At 74.6% G+C, this 17,992-nt stretch carries 20 protein-coding genes; 9 read left to right on the top strand and 11 right to left on the bottom strand.

Features of this window, described 5'->3' with window-relative positions; translation table 11 throughout:
• Nucleotides 1–124 precede the first annotated feature (124 nt).
• From ACH5AR_RS25535 to ACH5AR_RS25525, 3 genes are read left to right on the top strand one after another with little or no spacing between them, the layout of a single operon-like run.
• Nucleotides 125–1,423 (top strand): magnesium transporter MgtE N-terminal domain-containing protein, encoded by a 1,299-nt coding sequence (locus ACH5AR_RS25535; protein ID WP_396303826.1) that lies wholly within the window; start codon nt 125–127, stop codon nt 1,421–1,423.
• A complete protein-coding gene (locus tag ACH5AR_RS25530; RefSeq protein WP_396303825.1) occupies nt 1,413–2,048 on the top strand; it encodes a DUF1003 domain-containing protein in 636 nt (211 codons plus the stop codon). Before ACH5AR_RS25535 ends, ACH5AR_RS25530 begins: the two co-directional genes overlap by 11 nt.
• A 56-nt stretch (nt 2,049–2,104) precedes the next feature.
• A complete protein-coding gene (locus tag ACH5AR_RS25525; protein ID WP_396303824.1) occupies nt 2,105–3,265 on the top strand; it encodes an Mrp/NBP35 family ATP-binding protein in 1,161 nt (386 codons plus the stop codon).
• 83 nt (nt 3,266–3,348) lie between these two features.
• Here the strand turns inward: ACH5AR_RS25525 and ACH5AR_RS25520 are convergent, their stop codons facing one another.
• From ACH5AR_RS25520 to sigE, 4 genes are all read right to left on the bottom strand, one after another.
• On the bottom strand, nt 3,349–4,017 hold the full coding sequence (locus ACH5AR_RS25520) for a hypothetical protein (protein ID WP_396303823.1): 669 nt from the start codon (nt 4,015–4,017) through the stop codon (nt 3,349–3,351).
• 222 nt (nt 4,018–4,239) lie between these two features.
• Nucleotides 4,240–4,668 (bottom strand): sec-independent translocase, encoded by a 429-nt coding sequence (locus ACH5AR_RS25515; RefSeq protein ID WP_396303822.1) that lies wholly within the window; start codon nt 4,666–4,668, stop codon nt 4,240–4,242.
• 160 nt (nt 4,669–4,828) lie between these two features.
• Nucleotides 4,829–5,677: a zf-HC2 domain-containing protein gene (locus ACH5AR_RS25510; RefSeq protein ID WP_396303821.1), complete on the bottom strand. Its 849-nt coding sequence runs from the start codon at nt 5,675–5,677 to the stop codon at nt 4,829–4,831.
• Nucleotides 5,678–5,790: 113 nt separating this feature from the next.
• Complete coding sequence (gene sigE / locus ACH5AR_RS25505; protein WP_396303915.1) at nt 5,791–6,522, bottom strand: RNA polymerase sigma factor SigE; 732 nt, start codon at nt 6,520–6,522, stop codon at nt 5,791–5,793.
• A 288-nt stretch (nt 6,523–6,810) separates the two neighbouring features.
• Between sigE and ACH5AR_RS25500 the strand changes: the two genes are divergently transcribed.
• The gene (locus ACH5AR_RS25500; protein WP_396303914.1) at nt 6,811–7,443 is read left to right on the top strand and encodes an O-methyltransferase; all 633 of its coding nucleotides are present in this window, start codon (nt 6,811–6,813) and stop codon (nt 7,441–7,443) included.
• Between the two features lie 114 nt (nt 7,444–7,557).
• On the opposite strand, the gene ACH5AR_RS25495 is transcribed toward ACH5AR_RS25500, so the two are convergent.
• Nucleotides 7,558–7,725: a DUF3117 domain-containing protein gene (locus tag ACH5AR_RS25495; RefSeq protein WP_380552276.1), complete on the bottom strand. Its 168-nt coding sequence runs from the start codon at nt 7,723–7,725 to the stop codon at nt 7,558–7,560.
• Between the two features lie 297 nt (nt 7,726–8,022).
• Between ACH5AR_RS25495 and ACH5AR_RS25490 the strand changes: the two genes are divergently transcribed.
• A complete protein-coding gene (locus tag ACH5AR_RS25490; RefSeq protein WP_396303820.1) occupies nt 8,023–8,823 on the top strand; it encodes an enoyl-CoA hydratase-related protein in 801 nt (266 codons plus the stop codon).
• An 8-nt stretch (nt 8,824–8,831) separates the two neighbouring features.
• On the opposite strand, the gene ACH5AR_RS25485 is transcribed toward ACH5AR_RS25490, so the two are convergent.
• Nucleotides 8,832–9,425: a DNA-3-methyladenine glycosylase I gene (locus tag ACH5AR_RS25485; RefSeq protein WP_396303819.1), complete on the bottom strand. Its 594-nt coding sequence runs from the start codon at nt 9,423–9,425 to the stop codon at nt 8,832–8,834.
• A complete protein-coding gene (locus tag ACH5AR_RS25480) occupies nt 9,422–9,862 on the bottom strand; it encodes a DivIVA domain-containing protein (protein WP_396303818.1) in 441 nt (146 codons plus the stop codon). The genes ACH5AR_RS25485 and ACH5AR_RS25480 overlap by 4 nt, the downstream gene beginning before the upstream one ends.
• A gap of 181 nt (nt 9,863–10,043) precedes the next feature.
• Between ACH5AR_RS25480 and folP the strand changes: the two genes are divergently transcribed.
• Nucleotides 10,044–10,856 (top strand): dihydropteroate synthase, encoded by an 813-nt coding sequence (gene folP / locus ACH5AR_RS25475; RefSeq protein WP_396303913.1) that lies wholly within the window; start codon nt 10,044–10,046, stop codon nt 10,854–10,856.
• Between the two features lie 12 nt (nt 10,857–10,868).
• On the opposite strand, the gene ACH5AR_RS25470 is transcribed toward folP, so the two are convergent.
• Both ACH5AR_RS25470 and dapE read right to left on the bottom strand, forming a co-directional pair.
• On the bottom strand, nt 10,869–11,678 hold the full coding sequence (locus ACH5AR_RS25470; protein ID WP_396303817.1) for a TIGR00730 family Rossman fold protein: 810 nt from the start codon (nt 11,676–11,678) through the stop codon (nt 10,869–10,871).
• Between the two features lie 99 nt (nt 11,679–11,777).
• Nucleotides 11,778–12,854 (bottom strand): succinyl-diaminopimelate desuccinylase, encoded by a 1,077-nt coding sequence (gene dapE, locus ACH5AR_RS25465; protein WP_396303816.1) that lies wholly within the window; start codon nt 12,852–12,854, stop codon nt 11,778–11,780.
• Nucleotides 12,855–13,015: 161 nt separating this feature from the next.
• On the opposite strand from dapE, the gene ACH5AR_RS25460 reads away from it, so the two are divergent.
• Both ACH5AR_RS25460 and ACH5AR_RS25455 read left to right on the top strand, forming a co-directional pair.
• Nucleotides 13,016–14,086 (top strand): hypothetical protein, encoded by a 1,071-nt coding sequence (locus ACH5AR_RS25460; protein ID WP_396303815.1) that lies wholly within the window; start codon nt 13,016–13,018, stop codon nt 14,084–14,086.
• Between the two features lie 304 nt (nt 14,087–14,390).
• Nucleotides 14,391–15,239: a hypothetical protein gene (locus ACH5AR_RS25455; RefSeq protein WP_396303814.1), complete on the top strand. Its 849-nt coding sequence runs from the start codon at nt 14,391–14,393 to the stop codon at nt 15,237–15,239.
• Nucleotides 15,240–15,325: 86 nt separating this feature from the next.
• Here the strand turns inward: ACH5AR_RS25455 and dapC are convergent, their stop codons facing one another.
• Nucleotides 15,326–16,474, bottom strand: coding sequence for a succinyldiaminopimelate transaminase (gene dapC / locus ACH5AR_RS25450; protein ID WP_396303813.1), 1,149 nt, complete (start codon nt 16,472–16,474; stop codon nt 15,326–15,328).
• Nucleotides 16,475–16,494: 20 nt separating this feature from the next.
• Nucleotides 16,495–16,821: a ferredoxin gene (fdxA, locus tag ACH5AR_RS25445; RefSeq protein WP_030061559.1), complete on the bottom strand. Its 327-nt coding sequence runs from the start codon at nt 16,819–16,821 to the stop codon at nt 16,495–16,497.
• Between the two features lie 199 nt (nt 16,822–17,020).
• Between fdxA and ACH5AR_RS25440 the strand changes: the two genes are divergently transcribed.
• On the top strand, nt 17,021–17,965 hold the full coding sequence (locus ACH5AR_RS25440; protein WP_396303812.1) for a GNAT family N-acetyltransferase: 945 nt from the start codon (nt 17,021–17,023) through the stop codon (nt 17,963–17,965).
• The last annotated feature ends 27 nt before the right edge of the window (nt 17,966–17,992 follow it).

Below are 17,992 nucleotides of genomic sequence, written 5' to 3'. Positions count from 1 at the left end.
GGTTCACGCCCGGGACTCCTGCGACGGCTACCGTGCCTCCCTGCCGGGCCGCGGACACGCGGGTAGCCTGAGGCTGGTGCGCCGCGGCGCATCCGGTACGGCGTCGAGCGAGTCGAGGGAGTCCATGGCAGGACCAGGAACCCGGGTCTTCATCTCCCACCTGTCGGCGATCGCGGTCTTCGACCCGAACGGCGACCAGGTCGGTCGGGTCCGGGACGTGGTCGTGTCGCTGCGGCTCGGCGGCCGCCCGCCGCGCGTGCTCGGCCTGGTCGTCGAGGTGGTCGGCCGGCGCCGGATCTTCCTGCCGATGACCCGGGTGACCAGCCTGGAGTCCGGCCAGGTGCTCACCACCGGCGTGATCAACCTGCGCCGCTTCGAGCAGCGCCCCTCCGAGACCCTGGTGCTCGCCGAACTGCTGGACCGCACCGTCACCTGGTCCAAGACCGGTGAGGAGGTCACCGTGCTGGACGTCGGCATGGTGCAGACCCGGCTGCGCGAGTGGGAGGTCAGCAAGGTCTTCGTCCAGGTCGGCCGGGCCGGCCGGCTGCGCAAGGGCAAGGGCGAGCGGCTCACCCTGGACTGGCAGGACGTCACCGGCTTCTCGCTGCCCGAGCAGGACCAGGGTGCCGCGAACCTGCTCGCCACCTTCGAGCAGCTGCGCCCCGCCGACCTCGCCAGCGTGCTGCACCACCTGTCCGCCAAGCGCCGGGCCGAGGTGGCCGCCGCCCTCGACGACGAGCGGCTGGCCGACGTCCTGGAGGAGCTGCCCGAGGACGACCAGGTCGAGATCATCGGCAAGCTCCAGGAGGAGCGCGCCGCCGACGTCCTGGAGGCGATGGACCCGGACGACGCCGCCGACCTGCTCTCCGAGCTGCCCGGCGAGGAGGCCGAGCGGCTGCTCCAGCTGATGGAGCCGGACGAGGCCGCGCCGGTGCGCCGCCTGCTGACGTACGAGGAGGACACCGCCGGCGGCCTGATGACCACCGAGCCGATCGTGCTGGAGCCGGACGCGACGGTCGCCGAGGCGCTGGCCAGGGTCCGGGTCAGCGACCACAAGCCCGCGCTGGCCGCGCAGGTCTTCGTCTGCCGCCCGCCCAACGAGACCCCGACCGGGCGCTACCTGGGCACCGTGCACTTCCAGCGGCTGCTGCGCGAGCCCCCGTACGTCCTGGTCGGCTCGCTGGTGGACGACGACCTGGACCCGCTGCCGCCGGACACCCCGCTGTCGCTGATCACCAGCTACCTGGCCACGTACAACCTGGTCGCCGCGCCGGTCGTGGACGAGGCGGACCACCTGCTCGGCGCGGTGACCGTCGACGACGTGCTCGACCACCTGCTGCCGGACGACTGGCGCGACGCCGCCCTGCACGCCCACGACGAGGACCGCGACGACGAGAGGGAAGGAGCGACCGATGGACGGTGACCGCAGCGGACGGCCGGACGACTCCGCGCGCCGGCGCCTCCAGGGCGAGCTGCGCCAGCTGCGTCAGCTGCGCGAGCTGCGCGCCCGCGAGGGCGCCCGGGACCGGCGCGCCGAGACGGCGCCGATCACCGGCACCGGCCGCACCCGGCTCGACCAGCCCCGCACCGCGCGGCCCGGCCTGCTCTCGCTCCCCTCCTACGACCCGGAGGCCTTCGGCGTCCTGTCCGAGCGGATCGCCCGCTTCCTCGGCACCGGGCGGTTCATCGTCTGGATGACGGTCGTGGTCGTCGTCTGGATAGCCTGGAACACCCTGCTGCCGGCGAGCGTGCGCTTCGACGAGTACCCCTTCATCTTCCTGACCCTGGCACTGTCCCTCCAGGCCTCGTACGCGGCCCCGCTGATCCTGCTGGCGCAGAACCGCCAGGACAACCGGGACCGGGTCAACATGGAGCAGGACCGGGCCCGCAGCGACCGCAACATCGCCGACACCGAGTACCTGACCCGCGAGGTCGCGGCCCTGCGGCACGGGCTCGGCGAGGTCGCCACGCGCGACTTCATCCGCTCCGAACTCCAGGCCCTGCTCAAGGAGATCGACGAGCGCCGGGAGGCCCCCGAACCGCTGTGACCCGCGGCATACCACCGACCGGTCAAGGGCCCCGCCGGGCGCCGTACCATCAAGGCATGGCCAACGAGACAGAGGTCGCGGCCGGCGTCACGGAGGAGTCCGTACGCCAGGCGCTGGCGACCGTCAACGACCCGGAGATCAACCGCCCGATCACCGAGATCGGCATGGTGAAATCGGTCGGGATCGCCGAGGGCGGCGCGGTGCACGTCGCGGTCTATCTGACGGTCTCCGGCTGCCCGATGCGCGACACCATCGTCACCCGGGTGCGCGAGGCGGTCGGGAAGGTCCCCGGCGTGACCGCCGTCGAGGTCGAGCTCGACGTGATGAGCGACGAGCAGCGCAAGGAGCTCTCCCAGCTGCTGCGCGGCGGCGCCCCCGAGCGGGAGATCCCGTTCGCCAAGCCGGGCACCCTCACCCGGGTCTACGCCGTGGCCTCCGGCAAGGGCGGCGTCGGCAAGTCCTCGGTGACCGTCAACCTGGCCGCCGCGATGGCCGCCGACGGGCTGAAGGTCGCCGTGGTCGACGCCGACATCTACGGCCACAGCGTGCCGCGCATGCTGGGCGTCGAGGGCCGGCCGACCCAGGTCCAGGACATGATCATGCCGCCGCAGGCGAACGGCGTGAAGGTCATCTCGATCGGCATGTTCACCCCGGGCAACGCCCCGGTGGTCTGGCGCGGCCCGATGCTGCACCGCGCCCTCCAGCAGTTCCTCGCCGACGTCTACTGGGGCGACCTGGACGTGCTGCTGCTGGACCTGCCGCCGGGCACCGGCGACATCGCGATCTCGGTGGCCCAGCTCGTCCCCAACGCGGAGATCCTGATCGTCACCACCCCGCAGATGGCCGCCGCCGAGGTGGCCGAGCGGGCCGGCACCATCGCGGTGCAGACCCACCAGAAGATCGTCGGCGTGATCGAGAACATGTCCGGCATGCCGTGCCCGCACTGCGACGAGATGATCGACGTCTTCGGCACCGGCGGCGGCCGGACCGTCGCGGAGGCGCTCACCCGCACCGTCGGCGCCACAGTCCCGGTGCTCGGCTCGATCCCGATCGACGTGCGGCTGCGCGAGGGCGGCGACGACGGCCGCCCGGTCGTGCTCGCCGCGCCCGACTCCCCGGCCGGCGCCGCCCTGCGCGCGGTGGCCGGCAAGCTCGGCGGCCGCCAGCGCGGGCTGTCCGGGATGTCGCTGGGGCTGACGCCCAGGAACAAGTTCTGACGCCGGGACGCGCGGTCCCGGGCGGTTCCTGACGGAGGGCCGGGTGGCCGGGCCACCCGGCCCTCCGCCGTACCGCCGGGGGCCTAGGGCCGGGTGTAGGCGGCCAGGTCCGGGACGGTGGAGAAGCCGATGCCGTACGCGCTGACGCCCCGCCCGTAGGCGCCGAGCAGGACGCCGGGGGCCTCGCCGGCCAGCACCCAGCCGTACTCGGACTCGCGGTAGCGGAAGGGCTGCGGCAGGCCGTTGACCGGCAGGCTGAGGGTGGACCAGCCGGGCCCGGCCAGGTCGTCGGCGAGGTCCCAGGCGAGGCTGCTCTGCTGGTCCAGCCAGTCCTGGCGCAGCGCCCGGTCCAGCTGGCCGGGCCAGGTCGCGGCGAGCAGGCCGGAGCCGGCCAGCCAGGCCGCGGAGGAGGCGGAGGTCGCCTCCAGGGTGCCGGTGTTGTCGGCGCTGCGCCGGCTGTCCCGGCGGGCCACGGTGACCACGACGGCGAACTTCCGCACGTCGCGCGGCTCGTACCGCTGGGCCGGCTCCTCGCCGTGGCCGAGCGAGCCGTAGTCGACGCTGCCCGCGGTGCGCGGGCCGGCGCCGGCCTGCACCAGGAAGCGGCGGCCGGTCCAGCCCTCGTCCAGCCCGTACCAGGGGAAGTCGGCGGACAGGTAGGGCACCAGCGGGTCCGCCGGGCCGGCCTGTCCGCCGACCACCGGGGCGCCGGCCGTGGCCGTCGCCCCTCCCGCCTGACTCGTCGCGTCCATCCCCGGGCCTCCTCAAACACACGTTTGCCTGCCGTGGCGCGCTCCCATGGTGGCGTACCGCGGCGCTCCCGGGGGCCGTTCCTGGTCCGCGACGGGGCGCGGTGTGACGGACGGCTCAGCGGGAACAATCAGCACAATAGCGGCGCACACGCCACCGCCCCGCTCAGCCGGGTGGCCGGGCGGGGCGGTGGCGCGGCGCCGGAGCGCCGGACGCGGTGCGGATCAGGTGGCGTCGGGGTCGAACGGGGGCCGCTCGCCGGGCGCCAGCGGGGGGCCGGCCGGGGCGGGCGCCGCCTTCTCGAAGCTGACGCTGCCGCTGCGGCCGTTCACCGGCGCGGCGGGCTTGTCGTCCAGGACGGAGCGGATGTCCAGCGAGTCCTTCATCTCCTTGAGGCCCAGCGGGTCCTCCTCGCCGCCCATGAGCTGCTTGCGGACGAAGGTCTTGGGGTTCAGGTCCTCGAACTCGAAGTCCTGGAAGTCCGGGCCCAGCTCGCTGCGGATGTCCTCCTTCGCGGTGTCGGCGAAGGAGCGGAGCTTGCGGATGAAGCCCATGGTGTCCTGGATCAGCTTCGGCAGCTTGTCCGGGCCGAAGATGATGATCGCCATCACCACGAGGGTCAGGAGCTCCAGCCCACCTACGTCGCTGAACACCTTTGCTCCCTAGCTCGTCGGACGACGGTTCCTATCAGGGTAATGGCCACCGGCGAGTCCCTGGTCCACGCTGGGATGAAGCCGTGGTAAAGACCTACCGGTGGCCGAGGCCGTCCGGACGGGGGATCGAGCGCGCTCCCCGGGTCCGTCGAGAGCCGCTCTAGCGGATCTGCTGGCGCAGGGCGGCGAAGCCCCCCGGGTAGCCCGGCGGGGTCGCGTCGCGGGTCGCCGCGACCGGGCGGCCGGCGAAGTCCACCGGGAGCGGGGCCGTCGACGGGACGAGGGCGCCGCGCCCGCCGCCGGGCGGGCTGACGGTGGTGCCGTGGCGCTCCTCGCCCTGGGTGCTGAGCCCGCCGACGCCGCCGAGCGTCACCGCGGCGACGGAGAAGGCGCCCGCGGCGGCGAACACCAGCCGGCGGCCGCGGGCGGCCGGGCGCAGCGCGGCGGCCTGCGGACCGGCGGCAGCGGCCTCGGGGCGGGCCGTGCGGCGGCCCATCAGCGGGCGCAGCACCGCGCCGCGCCCGAAGGCACGCGGGTCGACCCCGGGCAGCGGGGTGTCGGCGCCGAGCGCGCCGGCGCCGAAGGAGGCCCCGGCGCCGCGGCCGAAGGAGCCGCCGTCGAGCCGGCTGCCGCCGAGCGTGCCGGTGGCGGCGACCCCGCCGCCGGGCAGGTCGTCATCGTCGTCGCGGCGGCCGCGCGCGGCCGCCCGGCCGGCGTCCGCCGGGGCGTCCTCGGGGAGGGCGCCGACGGCCATCAGGCGGGCCATCAGCGCGGAGGAGGGGCCGGGGGTGCCGGTGCGGGTCAGCATGTGCTTGACGGCGCGGCCCTCGTCGGCCTCGGCGAGGCACTGCGGGCAGGTCGCCAGGTGGGCCTGGACGCGGTCGCGCGAGTCGTGGCCGAGTTCGCCGTCCAGGAAGGCGGAGAGGCGCTCGCCGAGGTGGTGGTCGTCGGCGGGGGCGGCGGGGCGGACGGGCAGCGCGTGCAGCGCCGTGTCCGCGGGCAGCGCCACGGGGGGCTCACCGGCCTCGTCGCCGCCGCGACGGCCGGGCCGCGCCCAGCCCCGTCGGTTCGGGGACCGGTCGGAGGCGTCCGACCGGCCCGAACCGGACCGGCTGGTTCCGCTCACGACCGCCTCCGTCCGCGCCCACCGGGCGCGACCGCCGCCTCGACCGCGCCGACGCCGACCGGCACCGGCTCCTCCGAGCCGCCGCGGCGCTCACGGCCGGGGGCCGAGCCGGGGGCGCGGTGCTTGAGCGCGGCGCGCAGGTGCGAGCGGCCGCGGTGGATGCGGCTGCGGACGGTGCCGAGCTTGACGCCCAGCGTCGCGGCGATCTCCTCGTAGGACAGGCCCTCGATGTCGCAGAGCACCACGGCGGCGCGGAACTCCGGCGCGAGGGTGTCCAGGGCGTGCTGCACGTCGGCGTCGAAGTGGGTGTCGCTGAAGTGCTGGGCCGGGCTGGGCTCGCGGGAGGCCAGCCGCTCGGCCGCGTCCTCGCCGAGCGCGTCGAAGCGGATGCGCTGGCGGCGGCGGACCATGTCCAGGAAGAGGTTGGTGGTGATCCGGTGCAGCCAGCCCTCGAACGTGCCGGGGGTGTAGGTGGACAGCGAACGGAACACCCGGACGAAGACCTCCTGGGTGAGGTCCTCGGCGTCGTGCTGGTTGCCCGTCAGGCGGTAGGCGAGCCGGTAGACGCGGGCGCTGTGCGCCTCGACGATCTCCTCCCAGGTGGGCGGAGTCCAGGTCTGCGCGTCGGGACCCTCGGTGAAGGTCGCGAGGGCGGGGGCCTCGGTGGCGCCGCCGGCCGGCGTCGCGGCCACGGGCTGGTCCAGGTCGGAGTGCGCAGGCTGGTTCATCACGGGCTTCGGCGTACGGGCCGACGCGGTGCCGCGGAAGTGCCGCCGCACAGGGACGTCGCCCTCGGCCACACCTCCTCGGTCGGCTCTTCTGCCCAGCAGGGCCACCACCATATCCACCTCACCCGTCAAGCCCGGATAAAAGTGCCCGGGAGGTCCTGCGCACCCGGTCCGACCTGACAACGGCCCGCCGCCGTACGCGGTTCCCGGTCGGCCAGTAATCTGTGCCAGGAAATATCGACATCCTTCGGCACCGGGCCGCCACCCGGGGCTCCGGAAGAGGCAGCCATCAGCGAGTTCGGGCCCGCGCGCGCGGCCCTCGCCGACACCTACGTGGGCGAGGACGCGGTGCTCACCTACGCCCGGGCGCAGTCCGCGCGGACCGGGATACGGGCCATCGGTCCGAGCGGCGGGGCCTGCCTGCGGCTGCTGGCCGCCGCACTGGACGCCAAGGCGGTGGCCGAGATCGGCACCGGTACCGGGGTCTCCGGGGTCTACCTGCTGCGCGGGATGCGGCCGGACGGCGTGCTCACCACGGTGGACTCGGAGCCGGTGCGCCAGCAGCTGGCCCGCGAGGCGTACCAGGCGGCCGGGTTCGCGGCCAACCGCTCCCGGTTCATACCGGGCCGGGCACTGGAGGTGCTGCCGCGGCTCGCCGACGGCCAGTACGACCTGGTGTTCTGCGACGGCGATCCGGCCGAGTCCTGCGAGTACCTGAGCGAGGCCCTGCGGCTGCTGCGCCCGGGCGGGATGGTCTGCTTCGAGGGCGTCTTCCAGGAGGGGCGGCTGGCCGAGCCGGAGCTCCAGGACCCGCAGACCGGCGCGGTCCGGGACCTGGTGCGGGACGTACGGGAGAGCGAGGCCCTGCTGCCGGCGCTGCTGCCGGTGTCGGACGGGCTGCTCTGCGCGGTCAAGCGCTGACCCCGGCCGCACCCCGGGGCGTCAGGGGCGGGAAAACGCGCGGACCCGGGCCGACATGACGTCGTACCCGGGCCCGACAGCACATCTCCAGGAGATGGCGGGCACCTGCTGCGGTCAGCCGCAGGCCTTCTTCAGGGCCTCGCCGAGGGCCTCGGCCTCGTCAGGCGTGAGCTCCACCACAAGGCGTCCGCCGCCTTCGAGCGGAACGCGCATGATGATGCCCCGCCCCTCTTTGGTGACTTCGAGCGGGCCGTCACCCGTCCGCGGCTTCATGGCCGCCATGCTCGTTCCCCTTCCTGCAACCGCTCAGCTACGCACCGGCAGTCCGTCCACCGCCGGTATCGAACGCATTGATCGGAAGCCATTATCCCGCATGCCACGGGCTGATGACCAACATCACTCTCGGTGCAACCACGGCCGGACCACCCCCAACCGCCGCAAACCGCTTCACAAGCCCCGGCGTGGCGGTGGTACGGACACGGCGGGAAGGTGCGATACCTCACACTCCCCAGGCCCCCGCGTGCTCCGGCATCCTGACACACACGACCGACACCGCCTCGACCCCGGGAGCCCTCACCCATGTCCGATTCCGTGCTGTACGAGCTGGACGGCGGCCTGGCCGTCATCACCATCAACCGCCCGGAGGCGATGAACGCGCTCGACGTCGCCACCAAGATCGCCCTGCGTGACGCCGTGGCCGCCGCGGCCGCGGACCCGGCGGTGCGGGCCGTGCTGCTGACCGGGGCGGGCGAGCGGGCGTTCTGCGTCGGGCAGGACCTCAACGAGCACCTGGCCGTGCTGAAGCGCGCCGAGGAGACCGGCGAGGGCGCCCTGCGGACCGTCGCCGAGCACTACAACCCGCTGGTGCGGGCGCTGGCCGGGATGCGCAAGCCGACCGTCGCCGCGGTCGGCGGGGTGGCGGCCGGCGCCGGCGCCTCGCTCGCCTTCGCCTGCGACTTCCGGGTGCTGTCCGACCGGGCCGGCTTCAACACCGCCTTCGCCGGGATCGCGTTGACGGCCGACTCGGGCGCCTCCTGGACGCTGCCCCGGCTGGTCGGCCACGCCAGGGCCACCGAGCTGCTGATGCTGCCCCGGACGGTCAAGGCCGCCGAGGCGGCGGAGCTGGGCCTGGCCACCCGGGTGGTGCCGGCCGGGGAGCTCGCCGCCGCCGCCCGGGCCTTCGCCCGGGAGCTGGCCGAGGGCCCGACCGTCGCCTACGGCGCCATCAAGGAGTCGCTGGCCTACGGCGCCTCCCACTCGCTGGACGAACTCCTCGACAAGGAGGACGAGTTGCAGACGCTGGCGGGCGAGAGCGAGGACCACCGGATCGCGGTGCGCGCCTTCGTCGCCAAGGAGAAGCCGACGTACCTGGGGCGCTGAAGCCGCCCTCAGCCCCCGGCGCGGGTGCGGACGTGGCAGTCCGCCAGGTGGTCGTCGACCAGCCCGCAGGCCTGCATCAGGGCGTAGGCGGTGGTCGGGCCGACGAAGCGGAAGCCCGCCTTCTTCAGTGCCTTCGCCAGCGCCGTCGACTCCGGCGTGACGGCCGGCACCTCGCCCAGCGTGCGGGGGGCCGGCCGGCCGGGTTCGGGGGCGAACCGCCAGACCAGCGCGTCCAGGCCGCCCTCCAGGTCGCGGGCGACCCGCGCGTTGGCGATGGCCGCCGCGATCTTGGCCCGGTTGCGGATGATGCCGGCGTCGGCGAGCAGCCGCTCCTCGTCGGCCTCGTCGAACGCGGCGACCTTCGCGATCTCGAAGCCCGCGAAGGCGGCCCGGAAGCCCTCCCGGCGGCGCAGGATGGTCAGCCAGGACAGCCCGGACTGGAACGCCTCCAGGCAGACCCGCTCGAACAGGGCGTCGTCGCCGTGCACCGGCCGGCCCCACTCGGTGTCGTGGTAGACCCGGTAGTCGTCGGTGGAGTCGCCCCAGCCGCAGCGCAGCAGGCCGTCGGCCCCGAGCACCGCGCCCCCGGCCGCGTCCGTCACGCCTCCGGCCCCGGCTTGGCGTCCTGCGGGGCCTGCCCGCCGGCCGGCTGCTCGACGAGCGCCGCGGCGGGCTCGACCACCCGGGCGAACTGCTCCAGGCCGGGCAGCGGTTCGGCCCCCGGGTCGGGGGCCGCGGTCGCCTCGACGGCGCCGCGCAGGTGGGCCGCGGCCTCCAGCTCGGCGATCCGCGCGTCGCGGTAGGCGAGTTCGGCGCCGAGGCGGTCCAGGACGTCGTCCACCTCGTCCATCCGGTAGCCGCGCAGCGCCATCGGCAGGCGCAGCTCGTCCACGTCCGCCTTGCCGAGCGGGCGGTCCTGCGGCAGCCGCGCGGAGAGCCGGTCCGGTGCCGCTTCCGGCATCGAGCCGCCCCCGCCGAGCGCCACCAGGGCGGCACCGCCGACCACCACGGCCATGGCGACCACGATCACCCAGAACACGAGCTGTCCTCCCGAACTCCCGGCCGGTCCGCTATGTGGTGGCAGGCAACCACACTGATCATGACAGCATGGTCCCCTAGTGAGGCCGGGGGCCATCATCGCACCCGCAGGAGCTCTGGAGGAGACATCGGTGGCACTGCGCCTGGGACCGCGGGAATTCGGTGACGACGACCTGGTGATCATGGCGATCGTCAACCGGACGCCGGACTCGTTCTTCGACCGGGGCGCGACCTTCGCCGACGAGGCCGCCTTCGCCGCCGCGGACCGGGCGGTCGCCGAGGGCGCGGCCATCCTGGACATCGGCGGGGTGAAGGCCGGGCCGGGCGACGAGGTGACGGTCGAGGAGGAGCTGCGGCGCACCGTGCCCTTCGTGGCCGAGCTGCGCAAGCGCCACCCCGGGGCGGTGATCAGCGTGGACACCTGGCGGCACGAGGTCGGCGAGGCGGTCTGCGAGGTGGGCGCCGACCTGCTGAACGACGCCTGGGGCGGGGTGGACCCGAAGCTCGCCGAGGTGGCCGCCCGGTACGGCGCCGGGCTGGTCTGCACCCACGCGGGCGGCGCCGAGCCCCGCACCCGGCCGCACCGGGTGGGCTACGAGGACGTGATGGCGGACATCCTGCGGGTGACCGTCGGGTTGGCCGAGCGCGCGGTCGAGCTGGGCGTGCGGCGGGACGCGGTGGTCATCGACCCGGGGCACGACTTCGGCAAGAACACCCGGCACTCGCTGGAGGCCACCCGGCGGCTGCCGGAGATGACCGCGACCGGCTTCCCGGTGCTGGTCTCGCTCTCCAACAAGGACTTCGTCGGCGAGACCCTGGACCGGCCGGTGAACGAGCGGCTGCTCGGCACCCTGGCCACCACCGCGGTCTCGGCCTGGCTCGGCGCGCGGATCTACCGGGTGCACCAGGTCGCGCAGACCCGCCAGGTGCTGGACATGGTCGCCTCGATCCGGGGCACCCGCCCCCCGGCGGTCGCCCGCCGGGGGCTGGCGTAGGGGCCGGGGCCGTCAGATCCGGTCGGCGGGCCGGCGGGCGTCGGCGAGGATCTTCAGCACCTCGTCGACCTCGTCGGTGATGTGGAACAGCTCCAGGTCGTGCGGGGCCGCCTTGCCCTGCGCGACCAGGGTGTTCTTCAGCCACTCGTAGAGGCCGCCCCAGTAGGCGCTGCCGTAGAGGATCACCGGGAAGCGGGTGACCTTCTTCGTCTGCACCAGGGTGAGCGCCTCGAACAGCTCGTCCAGCGTGCCGAGGCCGCCGGGCAGCACCACGAAGCCCTGGGCGTACTTCACGAACATCGTCTTGCGGACGAAGAAGTAGCGGAAGTTCAGCCCGAGGTCGACGAACTCGTTGAGGCCCTGCTCGAAGGGCAGCTCGATGCCGAGCCCGACGCTGAGGCCGCCCGCCTCGGAGGCGCCGCGGTTGGCGGCCTCCATCGCGCCCGGGCCGCCGCCGGTGATCACCGCGTAGCCGGCCTCGGCGAGGGCCCGGCCGATGGCCACCCCCGCCTGGTACTCGGGCGAGTCGGCCGGGGTCCGGGCGGAGCCGAAGACGCTGATCGCGGGCGGGAGTTCGGCGAGGGCCCCGAAGCCCTCGACGAACTCCGAGGTGATCCGCAGGACCCGCCACGGGTCGGTGTGCAGCCAGTCGGTGGGGCCGGTGGTGTCCAGCAGGCGCTGGTCCGTGGTGCTGGTGCCGACCTGGTCCCGGCGGACCAGCACCGGGCCCTTCTGCTTCTCGGGCCAGGCCTTCCGCTTGCGCGGCGCGCCGACCTGCTCGGGGCCGTGACCGTAGTGCTTCTCGTCTCCTGTGCCTGTCATGACGGAACCCTACGCCCGACCTCCCCCGTTTTCAGGCAACGGGGGAAGGTCGGTTGGGCATCCGGAAGGTGGCGTTCGACCCCCGGGCGCGGGCCCGGCTCAGCTGGTCAGCCAGGCGCGCAGCCGCTCCTCGACCTCGGCGATGGCGCTCAGCGAGCAGTGCTCCTCGCGCTTGTGCGCCAGGTTCGGGTCCCCGGGGCCGTAGTTGACCGCCGGGACGCCGAGCGCGCTGAACCGGGCGACGTCGGTCCAGCCGAACTTGGCCCGGGCCTGGCCGCCGGTGGCCTCCAGGAAGGCCCGGGCGGCCGGCTGGGAGAGGCCGGGCAGGGCGCCCGGGGCGAAGTCGGTGACGGTCACCTCGAAGCCCTCGAAGACCTCGCGCACGTGCTTCTCCGCGTCCGCCTCGCTGCGGTCCGGGGCGTAGCGGAAGTTGACCGTGACGACGCACTCGTCGGGGATCACGTTGCCGGCCACGCCGCCGTCGATCCGGACCGCGTTCAGGCCCTCGCGGTACTCCAGGCCGTCGATCTCCACCCGGCGCGGCTGGTACCGCGCCAGCCGGGAGAGCACCTCGGCGGCGTGGTGGATGGCGTTGTCGCCGAGCCAGCTGCGGGCCGCGTGGGCGCGCACGCCGGTGAGCCGCACCTGCACCCGCAGGGTGCCCTGGCAGCCGCCCTCGACCATGGCGCCGCTGGGCTCCATCAGCACCGCGAAGTCGCCGGCCAGCCACTGCGGGTGGTCCTTGGCGAGGTGGCCCAGGCCGTTGCGGTGGGCCTCCACCTCCTCGCAGTCGTAGAAGACGAAGGTGAGGTCGCGGTTGGGCTCGGGCAGCGTGGCGGCCAGGCGCAGCTGGACGGCCACGCCGGACTTCATGTCCGAGGTGCCGCAGCCGTAGAGCAGGTCGCCCTCGACGTGGGAGGGGACGTTGTCGGCGATCGGCACGGTGTCCAGGTGGCCGGCCAGGACGACGCGCTCGGCCCGGCCCAGGTTCGTCCGGGCCACCACGTTGTTGCCGTGGCGGTCCACGGTGAGGTGCGGGTAGCCGCGCAGCGCGGCCTCGACAGCGTCGGCGAGCGCCTGCTCGTCACCGCTCACCGAGGGGAAGTCGACGAGCCGGGCGGTCAGCGTCCCGCCGTCGAGAGTGAGGTCCAGGGGCGTCGGATTCGGGCTGCTCATGGCGCCAGCCTAGTCCGGGGCCCGCCCGGTGCGGCCCGATCCGGCCGGTTGCCGCCGGGCGGACCGGGGGCGCGCGGACGGGCGGCGGCAACCGGGGGCGCCGCACACCCGTCCGAGTGGGTACGGTGTCGGATCAAGGAGCAGGCGCGAGAGGGGCGACGGTGGCCAGGAGAAGGAGCAGCGAGGAGCTGGGCGACGAAGAGGAGCCCACTCGCCGCCGCGGGCCGCTGCGCGCCCTGCTGATGGTGATCGTCGGGCTGCTCGGCCTGGCCCTGGTCGCCGGCCTGGCCGTGGTCGGGATCTGGTGGTTCGGCTTCAAGCCGGGCGTGTCCGAGGAGTGCTCGGTGAAGACGGCGGCCGGCAGCGGCACGCTGGAGCTGCCGCAGGCCGCCAACGCCGCGACGATCGCCGCGGTGGCGCGCTCGCGCGGGCTGCCGGACCGGGCCACCACGATCTCGCTGGCGACCGCCATGCAGGAGTCCAAGCTGCGCAACCTCGCGGGCGGCGACCGGGACTCGATCGGCCTGTTCCAGCAGCGGCCGTCGCAGGGCTGGGGCACCCCGGCGCAGATCGCGGACCCGGTGTACGCGACCAACAAGTTCCTGGACGGCCTGGTCAAGGTGCCCGGCTACACCCGGATGCCGCTGACCGACGCCGCGCAGACGGTGCAGAAGAGCGGCTACCCGCAGGCGTACGCCAAGCACGAGACCAAGGCGACGCTGCTCACCTCGGCGCTGGCCGGCCGGGAGCCCGCCTCGTTCTCCTGCGTGGTGCACGACTACGCCAAGCCGGACCCTGCGGACTCCGCCTCCGCCTCGGCGCCCGCCACCCCGGGGGCCACCGCCGCCCCGGCCGCGGCGCCGGACCGGGCCCAGGTGCTGTCCGACCGGGTGCGCCGGGAGTTCGGCCGCACGGTGACCCCGGCGACCGGCTACACCTCGACCATCAAGGGCGCCGAGAACGCCGTCTCGCTGACCCCCGACCCGGCGGCCGCCGCCCTGACCTCCTCCTCGGACACCGGGGCGGACGGCGGGGTGGGCGCCGAGCGGGCGAGCGGCTGGGAGGTCGCCCACTGGGCGGTCGCCCAGGCCCAGCAGCTGGGCATCGCGACGGTGGCCTACGACGGGAGGATCTGGCGCAAGTCGAAGTCCGAGGACGGCTGGCAGACCCAGACCTCGGGCACCTCGACCAAGCTCGTCCAGGTCACCCTGGCCCCGGCCGACAAGGGCTGACGCACTCCTGTTCGGGTTGCCGCCGATCGGGTGATTCCGGTCAACCCCGGTGGACCGGCCGCCCGTTCCGGCGACCCCGCCTGGAGAACCGTCACTCCCCTTGCCCGGGGCCGGTTCGACGGCGTCCGACCGGCCCGCCGGGCGGTCCTGCCGTGGTCATACGATCCGATGGTCGGTCAGGAAGTTTCCTTGCATCGGCCGAAACCTTCTGGCTTCTCAAGCGGTAACAACGTCGTCCGCCCGGTCGTCCACGCCCGGTCCCCTGGGCGGACGGGACGGACCCAGAACCCCTTCGAGGAGCCCCATGTCTCACCCCCTCACGCGCCGGATCGCCCAGGCCGCGCTCGTCGTGGCCGCCGCCGGAGCGGTCCCGCTGGCCGCGGCCGGCTCCGCGTCCGCCCTGGGCGGGGACGCCCTGCTGCCCAAGAGCGACCTCGCGGCACCGCTGGGCCAGCTGGCCAACACCGACACCGGTTCCACCCTCCAGCACACCACCCACCAGCTCGGCCAGGCCGCCGGCACCACCGGTGCGGCCACCGTCGCCGCCGGCGTACCGGCCTCCGCCGACGCCGCCGGGAACATCGTCGCCCAGCAGCTGCCCGAGGCCAACGAGAAGGCCGGCTCGCTGACCGCCCCGGTCGACGAGACCGCGGCCACTGCCGGCCAGCTCTCCTCCGTCACCCCGAAGGTCGCCTCGGCCCTGGCCGGCAAGCTCGGCGAGGCCGTCACCGGCAAGAGCGCGGAGAACCGCAGCGCCACCGCCGGTACCGGCCCGCTCGGCGGGCTCACCCAGGCCGGCTCGGTCACCCAGGCCGTGCCGGGCGCCGAGACGCTCACCGGCGCCGTCCCCGGCGGCACCGCCGTCGCCGACGCCCTGCCGGTCGGCGCGGTGCAGCGCGCCCTGCCGGTCGGCGCCGTCCAGCGCGCGCTGCCGCTCGGCTCGGTCGAGCAGGCCCTGCCGGCCGAGCTGCCCGCGACCGACGTGCTCGGCCTGGCCGAGCACGGGTCGGCCAACCGCCTCGGCGGTGCCGACCTCGGCCCGAACAGCCCGCTGTCCGGCCTCACCGGCGCGCTCGGCCCGCTCGGCGGCCTGCTGGGCAGCCTCAACGGCGGCAACCTCAGCGGCGGGAGCCTCAGCGGCCTGCCGCTGTAACCACCCTGCCGCCGCGCGGAACCCCGGAGGGGGCCGGTGTCCCGGACACCGGCCCCCTCCGTCGTGCGCACCGCCCGGCGGGCGGCTCAGCGCGCCGCGCCGAGCCGCTCCACGGCCGCCGCGACCCGCTCGTCGGTCGCGGTGAACGCGACCCGCACGAAGCGCTCGCCGGCCGGCCCGTAGAAGTCACCGGGGGCCACCAGGATGCCCAGCCCGGCCAGTTCGGCCACGGTCTCCCAGCACGGGCGGTCCTGGGTCGCCCACAGGTAGAGGCTCGCCTCGGAGTGCTCGATCCGGAAGCCGTACGCCTCCAGCGCCGCCCGCAGCGCCGAGCGCCGGGCCGCGTACCGCTCGCGCTGCTCGGCCACGTGTGCGTCGTCGGCGAGCGCGGCCACCGTCGCCGCCTGGACCGGCGCCGGCACGATCATGCCGCCGTGCTTGCGCACCTCCAGCAGCTCCCGGACCACCACCGGGTCGCCCGCCACGAAGGAGGCGCGGTAGCCGGCCAGGTTGGAGCGCTTGGAGAGCGAGTGGACGGCCAGCAGGCCCTCGTGGCCGCCGCCGCAGACGTCCGGGTGCAGGACCGACACCGGGTCGGCCTCCCAGCCCAGCTCCAGGTAGCACTCGTCGCTGACCAGCAGCGCCCCGTGCTCCCGGGCCCACGCGACGGCCCGGCGCAGCTCGTCCGCGCCCAGCACCCGGCCGGTCGGGTTGGACGGCGAGTTCACCCAGAGCAGGCGCACCCGGGAGCCGTCCAGCTCGTCCACCGAGTCGTACTCGACCGGCTCGGCGCCGCACAGCCGCGCCCCCACCTCGTAGGTCGGGTAGGCCAGCCGCGGGTAGGCGACCTGGTCGCCGGGGCCGAGGCCGAGCTGGGTCGGCAGCCAGGCCACCAGCTCCTTGGAGCCGACGGTCGGGAGCACGGCCTGCGGGCCGATCCCGGCGCCGAGCCGGCGGTGCAGCCAGCCGGCGATCGCCTCGCGCAGCTCCGCCGGGCCCCAGACGGTCGGGTAGCCGGGGGTGTCGGTGTGGGCGGCCAGCGCCTTCTGGACCACCTCGGGGACCGGGTCCACCGGGGTGCCGACGGAGAAGTCGCAGAGCCCGCCCGGGTGGGCCAGGGCGGTCGCCTTGTACGGCTCCAGCTTGTCCCAGGGGAAGACCGGGAGCCTGTCCGAAACGCGGCGCGCCGCCCCCGGGTGGCCCGGGAACGGCGCGCGCGTGCTGTTGGTGCTCACAGCTGTCGTGCCACCGATCGTCAGTGGTCGGCGTTCTGCGGCGGCAGAGCGGCGATGAACGGGTGGTCACGCTCGATCAGGCCGAGCTTCGAGGCGCCGCCGGGCGAGCCCAGGTCGTCGAAGAACTCGACGTTCGCCTTGTAGTAGTCCTTCCACTCCTCCGGAGTGTCGTCCTCGTAGAAGATCGCCTCGACCGGGCAGACCGGCTCGCACGCGCCACAGTCGACACACTCATCCGGGTGGATGTAGAGCGATCGCTCGCCCTCGTAGATGCAGTCAACCGGGCACTCTTCGATGCACGCCTTGTCCTTCACGTCGACACAAGGCTGCGCGATGACGTAGGTCACGCTGTCGTTCCTCCTCGGAAGGGCCTGGCGGCCCGTTCTGTTCTGCTGCCGTGCGCGGTGAGCGCGGCGTCGTCGATGCCCGCCCCTAGTATCGCGGGTCGGAGACCGCAAATGCACAGGAGGTGGCCAAGTGGCGACGCCCGACCCGGCCGGTGACCGTCCGGAGGTCCGGATAGACCGCTCTGACGTGGGACGACGCGTGTCCGTCCGGCGCCTCTCGGAGTTCGTGGACGACCGTCCGGTGTTCCGGGATTCGATCGGCGTGCTCACATCATGGGACGATCATGGGCTGACGGTCGTCCCGCGCACCGGCGATCCGGTGTTCCTGCCGGAGAAGCTGCTGGTCGCGGGCAAGGTCGTGCCGCCGTTCCCGGTCCGGCGCGCCCCGCTGCCACCCGCCTCGCCGGTCGAGCTGCAGCGGATCGCGGGGCGCGGCTGGCCCGCCGTCGAGCAGGAGCCGCTCGGCGAGTGGACGCTGCGCGCCGCGGCCGGGTTCACCCGCCGCGCCAACTCCGTCCAGGCCCTCGGGGACCCGGGGCTGCCGCTGCCTCAGGCGCTGGAGGCGGTCCGCCGCTGGTACGCGGCGCGGGGGCTGCCCGCCTACGTCGAGGTGCTCTCCCCCGGCTCGCCGGAGCCGCTGGCCGCCGAGCTCGACCGGCTCGGGGCCGGGTACGCGCCCACCCTCGTCCGCACCGCCCCGCTGGCCGGGCTCGCCCGGGCCGGCACCGCGCACGGGCGGGTACGGCTGGCGCGCACCGCGGACGACGCGTGGCTGTCCGTGTACCGGCGGGTGGGCGACGACCCGGCGGTCGAGGAGGCGGCCCGGCGGGTGCTGCACGGCGGGCCCTCGGTCTGGTTCGCCACCGTGCCGGGCGCCCCCGGGCAGCCGCCGCTCGCGATCGGGCGCTGCGTCGTCGAGGGGGACTGGGCCTGCTTCGGCGCGATCGAGGTCCAGCCGTACGCCCGGCGGGCCGGGCTGGCGACGGCGGTCATGGCGGTGCTCGCCTCGCGCGCGGCCGAGGAGGGGGCGACCGGCGGGTACCTCCAGGTCGAGGCGGAGAACGCGGGGGCGGTCGCGCTCTATGACGGACTCGGCTTCACGACCAGTCACACTTACCACTACGCGCTCCTCCCCCAGGGGTAGCGCCAGGCCGTACCGTTCCTCCGACCG

Source organism: Kitasatospora sp. NPDC018619 (genome assembly GCF_044391605.1).
GTDB lineage: Bacteria > Actinomycetota > Actinomycetes > Streptomycetales > Streptomycetaceae > Kitasatospora.
The sequence above is the reverse complement of the archived record's forward strand: the minus strand, read 5'-3'. Positions and strand labels throughout refer to the sequence as shown.